Source organism: Desulfobacula sp. (assembly GCF_021107415.1).
Genome location: NZ_JAIOSW010000296.1, coordinates 1 through 6,131 on the forward strand (window position 1 = coordinate 1; position 6,131 = coordinate 6,131).

Consider the following 6,131-nt stretch of genomic DNA (forward strand, 5'->3'; position numbering starts at 1 on the left):
ATCCATGACAGAAGAGCTGCTGAAAAGATCATGAAAGATACCGGGTTTGAACTTGAAATGGACATGGATCAATATGGACCTTTAGCTAACTGGTTCTGGCCAACGTCTCACAAAGAACTTGATGATGAATATGATCTCTTGGCTTTTTCCTATCGTGATATTCTCCACACAAATAACTCAACATTTCAAAATCCTTTGATTGATGAAGTCAGCCAGATGAGCCCTTATACGTTTACAATTACATTAAATAAAGGCCTGGCAGATGAAAAAGGATTCAAAGACGGCGATATTATCTGGATGGAAAATAAATATGGAACAAAAGAAAACGGTATTGTAAAAACAATGGAAGCACAGCATCCAAAAGTTCTCGGCGTTTGCGGACAAGGTGGTTTATGGGCAGACAAAAGACCTATTGCCAAAGGTAAGGGAAGTAATTTCTGTAAACTGCTTCCATCATACTTGAAACACTATGATCCCATCACCGGAAACATTGAAACGTCTGTTGCTGTTAAAATTTACAAAGGCTAAAAGGAGGATTGAACAATTATGAAAAAAACAAATGAGCTTGAAGAAATTATGTTTCCTTCTAACGGCAGTGGGATTAAACCCTATGAATGGATGATACAGCCCACCCGTCAGCGGGAATGGATTGATGACAAAGGCATTTTTCTCTGGTTGGCCTTTTTTTTCTCTGAAATCGGAGCAGGTCTCTATTTTGTGTCGCTTTTTTATGAATACAAAGCAGGGCTTATTCTGGGTTGGCTGATTACTCTGATCCTTGGCGGTGTGATTCATGTGCTCTATCTTGGTATGCCGTTGAGAGCCTGGCGGATGATCATGAAGCCCAGTACATCGGAGTTATCCCGGGGTATCTGGATCATTGGTATTTTTGCCGCTTTGGGATTTTTACAGATTGTGACGGCAGGCAGTTTTAATATTGTGTTTAACTGCATCATGGGAATTTTGTGCCTCTTAATTATTTCCCATGGATTCGCCACAATGAATGTCATCAGAGCACTTCCGGCCTGGAGTTCAACAATGGTCCTGCCATTGTCCGTTATTTCAGGGGTATGGATCGGCCATCAGATTCTGCAGTTCATGTTTGCTGTTTCAGGATCTGCGGCTCTTGCATCAGGAATGGAGGTATGGGCAGAAGTATTTTTCTTTGTCTATTTTCTTTGCATTCTGCTCTATGTCTGGGGAACCTGGCACAGCAATGAGATCGGAAAAGAGTCTATTAAATCACTGATAACCGGGGAGTATTCAAAAATTTCCTTAATTGGTGTGCTGGGACTTGGCATTGTCCTTCCGTTGATTCTGACCCTGATCATGTGGGGTGGGGATACCAATGGCTTTCTGATCTTTTTAAGATTGGCTTCTGTGTTTGCAGGAGACCTTGCCATGCGGTATGTTATAATGAAAAGTGCGGTGTATACGCCGTTGATATAAACTATTGCTTCTTAAAAAAGGGCAGGCAAGAATATTGTTTCTTTCCTGTCCTTTTTTTATTTTCAGGACGAATAAGTTTGCTGTTGAAAATATCCATAAAAAGATATAATCTGGCTACATAATAGACGAAAATTAGCTATTTATTGTTAAAGGTGCTTTACACAAAAAAAAATGACCATGAATAAAACAATCAGTATCAAACATTTTTTTTGTAAAAATAGGATGTTATATGGTAGATAAAGAGAAAAAAGAAAAAAGTACAGAAAATCAATCCATGTCTCAGACAAAGGTAAAGTTTGAGGTTTATGGTGAAGAGATGATTGAGAAAGAAGTGAAATCCAGTGGAAACAGCGGCAGAATCTATCTTCCGCCTAACTGGGTCGGACATATCGTGAAGATCATAAAAGTAGAATAACAATGGAGGATCTTGTGGAAGACACGGTTAACATAAGAGAAATCACTCTTAATGATGCAGCGGCAATTCAAAATATAAGAAAGGCCATCTCAGAAGAAGATGCCCAGGTTGATTTTGTAAAAATAATTGAGCAGCAGATATCTGAGAGCGCGGACAAGTCAAGCCTGGTGGCAGAAATTAACGGGGAAGTGGCTGGGTATATGATCAGCACAAGCCTTTTGGCAGGATTTGGGATAAAAAAGAGTGCCTGGATCATGGCCATTGGGGTCCATCCGGATTTTATGGGGCAGGGTATCGGCCTTGCACTTGCCAGAGAAATTTGTGACATCTATAAAAATAAAGGGATTGAAAATATATACTCGTCTGTTCTCTGGGATTCCACTGATGTGCTTTCCTTTTTCAAAAAACTTGGATTTGAGAGAAGCGAGTTCATCAACCTTAAAAAGAAATTATAAATCAAGTTTTAACCTGACCGTTAAAAAACCCTTGGAGAATTCCTTCACTAAGGGTTTTTGTATATTTTAATAAGAGGTTGTTATATTATATGCCCAGGTATGCTTTCTTAATATCTTCGTTGACCAGCAGATTTTTACCGGTATCTGTTATGGTAATCATACCATTTTCCATTACATATCCGCGGTGAGCTGCTTTTAGAGCAAGGTTTGCATTCTGCTCAACAATAAAAATAGTGGTTTTTTGTTCTTCATTAATTTTTTTAATAATACTGAAAATCTGTTTGAAAATGATGGGGGCAAGTCCAAGGGACGGTTCATCAAGGAGCAGCACCTTTGGCCTTGACATCAAGGCCCTTGAAATGGCCAGCATCTGCTGCTCACCGCCGCTTAAGGTGCCGCCGACCTGATTTTTCCTGTCCTTAAGAATGGGGAAAAGGCTGTAAACATATTGAAAATCTTCTTTTATTCCATCAGTGTCATTCCGCAGAAAAGCACCCATGTCAAGGTTCTCAGCCACAGTAAGTAATGGAAATATCCTCCGGCCTTCCGGCACCTGACAGATCCCCAGTTTAACGATATCATCAGGAGGCATATGGGTGATATCCCGGCCTTTGAATTCAACAGTGCCCTGTTTGGCAGGAACAATACCACTGGTGGTCATCAAGGTGGTTGATTTCCCGGCACCATTGGCTCCGATCAGAGAAATAATCTCTCCTTCGGAAATTTCAAGGTCAATTCCTTTGAGTGCATGGATATTTCCATAATATGTGTGTATATTTTTTAATTTAAGCATCTTCAGAATCGTCTCCAAGATAGGCTTTGATTACGTCCGGATTAGACTTTATTTCTTCAGGTGTGCCTTCGGCAATTTTCCTGCCGTAATCCACAACATGAATGTTATCCGACAGGCTCATGACAAGTTTCATATCATGTTCAATCAGCAAGATGGATAAATTTTCATTATCCCTCAGCCAGATGATTAACTCATCCAGCTCTTTTGTCTCCTGAGGATTCATGCCGGCAGCCGGTTCATCTAAAAGCAGCAAAAACGGTTCTGTGGCAAGGGCTCTTGCAATTTCAAGACGGCGCTGGGCACCATAGGGCAGGTTGACTGCCATTTCGTTAACATATTGATCAAGACCTATTTTCTCAAGGATTGCATAACAGTCGGCAACGGCTTTTTTTTCTTCATTCTTCTGGCTGGAAGGTTTAAGCATGGCACTGATGATTCCTGATTTCAGCCTGCAGTGTCTTCCAATCATGACATTTTCAAGAACAGTCATACCTTCGAAAAGTCTGATATTCTGAAAGGTTCGTGCAAGGCCCCTTTCCGTTACAATATTGGTTTTCAGCCCGTTTAATCTCTGGGTCGGTTTACCCGGAGGCGTAATATCCACGTAGCCTTCACTGGGCGGATAAATACTGGTAATACAGTTGAAAAATGTTGTTTTACCAGCACCGTTGGGGCCGATGAGGGCAGAGATCTGTCCCTTCTCAACTGCAATGTTTACATTGTCCAGAGCTTTTAAGCCTCCAAAGTTCATTGTGAGGTTTTTTACATTGAGTATAGGTTCCATAAATTTATTCTTCTGTTCTTTCAAATTTATATATTTTACGGACACTTCGAATAAGCCCTTCCGGTTTGAATACCATCACAATTACCTGGAGTGCGCCAAATACAAGCATCCTGTATTCGGCAACTGCTCTTAGGTATTCCGGCAACAGAATCAGTACAAGGGCACCGGCAATAACACCAATGGCAGATCCCATCCCACCTATCACAACAACACACAGGATAGTAATGGATTCCCATATTGTAAAGGACATGGGGTTGATATAAGAGGTTTTTGCAGCAAATACTACCCCGCCAAGACTTGCCCAGGTTGCTCCAAGGGCAAAAGCAGTCAGCTTGGTTTTGAATTTATCAATGCCCATGGCCTGGCAGGCAATTTCATCGTCCCGTAAAGCGATCCAGGCCCGTCCGATCCGTGAATTCTCAAGCCGGCTGACAAAAAATATAGTTAACAGTACCAAAGCAATAACAATAAAATAAATGTAAATGACGGAATCATGCTGACCAAACTGATGACCGAAAAAGGAGGGTGCTGGAATATTGGAGATACCCCTTGGACCATTGGAAAAATCATCCCAGTTTTCAAGGATAATCCTGATGATTTCACCAAATCCCAAAGTCACAATGGCCAGATAATCGCCTCTCAGTCTCAGTACAGGATACCCCAGCAGGGTCCCGAAGATAGTACCCAGCAGGGCGCTGATGGGCAGAACCACCCAGAAACTTAAGCCGAAATGCAGGTTTAAAAGGGCATAGGCATAGGCACCCACCGCATAAAAGGCAACATACCCAAGATCCAGAAGTCCTGCGAGCCCCACAACTATATTCAGGCCCAGTCCCAGCATCACATAGATCAGTGCCGAAATCAGGATACTGGTATGATACATGGAAAATACAAAGGGGTAGGCAAGGGCAAATAACCCAATTGCTGCAAGGAATGGAATCTTAAATTTTTCATTTTGAAGCAGCCTGTGAACAATGGGAATATCATCCTTCGTATCTGATTTATTTTTTTCCTCTTTGATTCGTAAAAAATAATTCCAGATAAGGGAGGAAAAAAAACAGACAATTCCCGTCCACAGAAGGTTGTCCCATCTGAAGATCACAATATGTTTTATGGTGTTGACTTTTATGACCATGATCGGGAAGGTCAGCACCATAAACCATAAAGCAATAATAAATGACAGCTTGATTTCTTTTTTTGTAACCATAATCAACTTTCAAACTAATGGTGGTTAAACTTTAGATGTCTCTTTTCTGCCAAGTATGCCGGATGGCCTGAATATCAGGATGATTACAAGAATACTGAAGGCAAATACATCTTCATACTCACTCCAGAAATAGCCGGTAAACATACTTTCTGAAATACCCAATACAAGACTTCCCAAAACAGCGCCGGGAACACTTCCTATTCCGCCTAGAACGGCTGCAATAAATGCTTTAAGTCCTGCCAGAAACCCGATAAAAAAGTTTATCTGGCCCACATGGCAGGCAATTAAAACACCACCGATGGCTGCGGTGGCTGATCCGACAACAAAGGTGGTGGAAATGACTCTATTTACATTTATGCCCACCAGAGCTGCCATGATTTTATCCTGGGAAGTTGCTCTCATGGCCTTACCGATTTTGGTGAATTTAATCAGCATTCCCAAAAGAATCATGACAATGACAGTGGTAACAATAATGGTCATCTCAACAGCAGTGATGATATGGGCAACCGGTTCCCAGAATTTAAAATCAGGGATCAGACTTTCAAATGGTAAAAATTCAGGTGTCTGGGCAAGCATGACATAATTTTGTAAAAACAGACTCATTCCAATGGCAGAGATGAGGGCAGAAAGCCTTGGAGCGGTTCGCAAAGGTTTGTAGGCGATTTTTTCAACGGTGAACCCATAGGCACAGGAATATACAATGGCAAAAACAAAGGCAAGAATAACGATAACGGCAGAGTTCCATCCCCACAGCCCCAGAACACTGGCAACAATAAGAGCGGTTATGGCACCAATCATATAGATCTCACCGTGGGCAAAGTTGATCAGCTCGATAATACCGTAAACCATGGTATACCCAAGAGCAATCAAGGCATATATACTGCCCCTTGTAAGACCTCCCAAGAATAGTTCTAAAAAATAGACAGGATCTGCAATAATCTCTTTGATACCGAAAAAACCAAGTACCCCGACGACTGCAACACCCAGTATAATAGTAAACAGACGCATGTTAATTAATTTAAAACTCC

Annotated in this window: 7 protein-coding genes and 1 pseudogene; 4 read left to right on the forward strand and 4 right to left on the reverse strand. The window is 41.4% G+C overall.

Features of this window, described 5'->3' with window-relative positions:
- From K8S13_RS15440 to K8S13_RS15455, 4 genes and pseudogenes are all read left to right on the forward strand, one after another.
- Positions 1 to 528 (forward strand): annotated as a pseudogene (locus K8S13_RS15440) (phenylacetyl-CoA:acceptor oxidoreductase subunit B PadB1); the annotation flags it as partial.
- Positions 529 to 546: 18 nt separating this feature from the next.
- On the forward strand, positions 547 to 1,449 hold the full coding sequence (locus tag K8S13_RS15445) for a DMSO reductase (protein WP_291463825.1): 903 nt from the start codon (positions 547 to 549) through the stop codon (positions 1,447 to 1,449).
- 229 nt (positions 1,450 to 1,678) lie between these two features.
- On the forward strand, positions 1,679 to 1,864 hold the full coding sequence (locus tag K8S13_RS15450) for a DUF2080 family transposase-associated protein (RefSeq protein WP_291463827.1): 186 nt from the start codon (positions 1,679 to 1,681) through the stop codon (positions 1,862 to 1,864).
- 14 nt (positions 1,865 to 1,878) lie between these two features.
- Complete coding sequence (locus tag K8S13_RS15455) at positions 1,879 to 2,319, forward strand: GNAT family N-acetyltransferase (RefSeq protein ID WP_291463829.1); 441 nt, start codon at positions 1,879 to 1,881, stop codon at positions 2,317 to 2,319.
- Between the two features lie 85 nt (positions 2,320 to 2,404).
- Here the strand turns inward: K8S13_RS15455 and K8S13_RS15460 are convergent, their stop codons facing one another.
- Genes K8S13_RS15460 through K8S13_RS15475 form a run of 4 tightly spaced genes read right to left on the reverse strand, consistent with a single transcriptional unit; the run spans position 2,405 to position 6,111 of the window.
- Positions 2,405 to 3,112: an ABC transporter ATP-binding protein gene (locus K8S13_RS15460; protein WP_291463831.1), complete on the reverse strand. Its 708-nt coding sequence runs from the start codon at positions 3,110 to 3,112 to the stop codon at positions 2,405 to 2,407.
- Positions 3,105 to 3,896 (reverse strand): ABC transporter ATP-binding protein, encoded by a 792-nt coding sequence (locus tag K8S13_RS15465; RefSeq protein ID WP_291463832.1) that lies wholly within the window; start codon positions 3,894 to 3,896, stop codon positions 3,105 to 3,107. Before K8S13_RS15465 ends, K8S13_RS15460 begins: the two co-directional genes overlap by 8 nt.
- A 4-nt stretch (positions 3,897 to 3,900) precedes the next feature.
- A complete protein-coding gene (locus K8S13_RS15470) occupies positions 3,901 to 5,103 on the reverse strand; it encodes a branched-chain amino acid ABC transporter permease (protein WP_291463834.1) in 1,203 nt (400 codons plus the stop codon).
- Positions 5,104 to 5,127: 24 nt separating this feature from the next.
- On the reverse strand, positions 5,128 to 6,111 hold the full coding sequence (locus tag K8S13_RS15475; RefSeq protein WP_291463837.1) for a branched-chain amino acid ABC transporter permease LivH: 984 nt from the start codon (positions 6,109 to 6,111) through the stop codon (positions 5,128 to 5,130).
- Positions 6,112 to 6,131 lie beyond the last annotated feature (20 nt).

Coding starts and splice junctions, on each gene's coding strand:
- K8S13_RS15465 (WP_291463832.1), bottom strand. CDS start 3,896: ATGGAACCTATACTCAATGTAAAAAACCTCACAATGAACTTTGGAGGC.
- K8S13_RS15460 (WP_291463831.1), bottom strand. CDS start 3,112: ATGCTTAAATTAAAAAATATACACACATATTATGGAAATATCCATGCA.
- K8S13_RS15445 (WP_291463825.1), top strand. CDS start 547: ATGAAAAAAACAAATGAGCTTGAAGAAATTATGTTTCCTTCTAACGGC.
- K8S13_RS15470 (WP_291463834.1), bottom strand. CDS start 5,103: ATGGTTACAAAAAAAGAAATCAAGCTGTCATTTATTATTGCTTTATGG.
- K8S13_RS15450 (WP_291463827.1), top strand. CDS start 1,679: ATGGTAGATAAAGAGAAAAAAGAAAAAAGTACAGAAAATCAATCCATG.
- K8S13_RS15475 (WP_291463837.1), bottom strand. CDS start 6,111: ATGCGTCTGTTTACTATTATACTGGGTGTTGCAGTCGTCGGGGTACTT.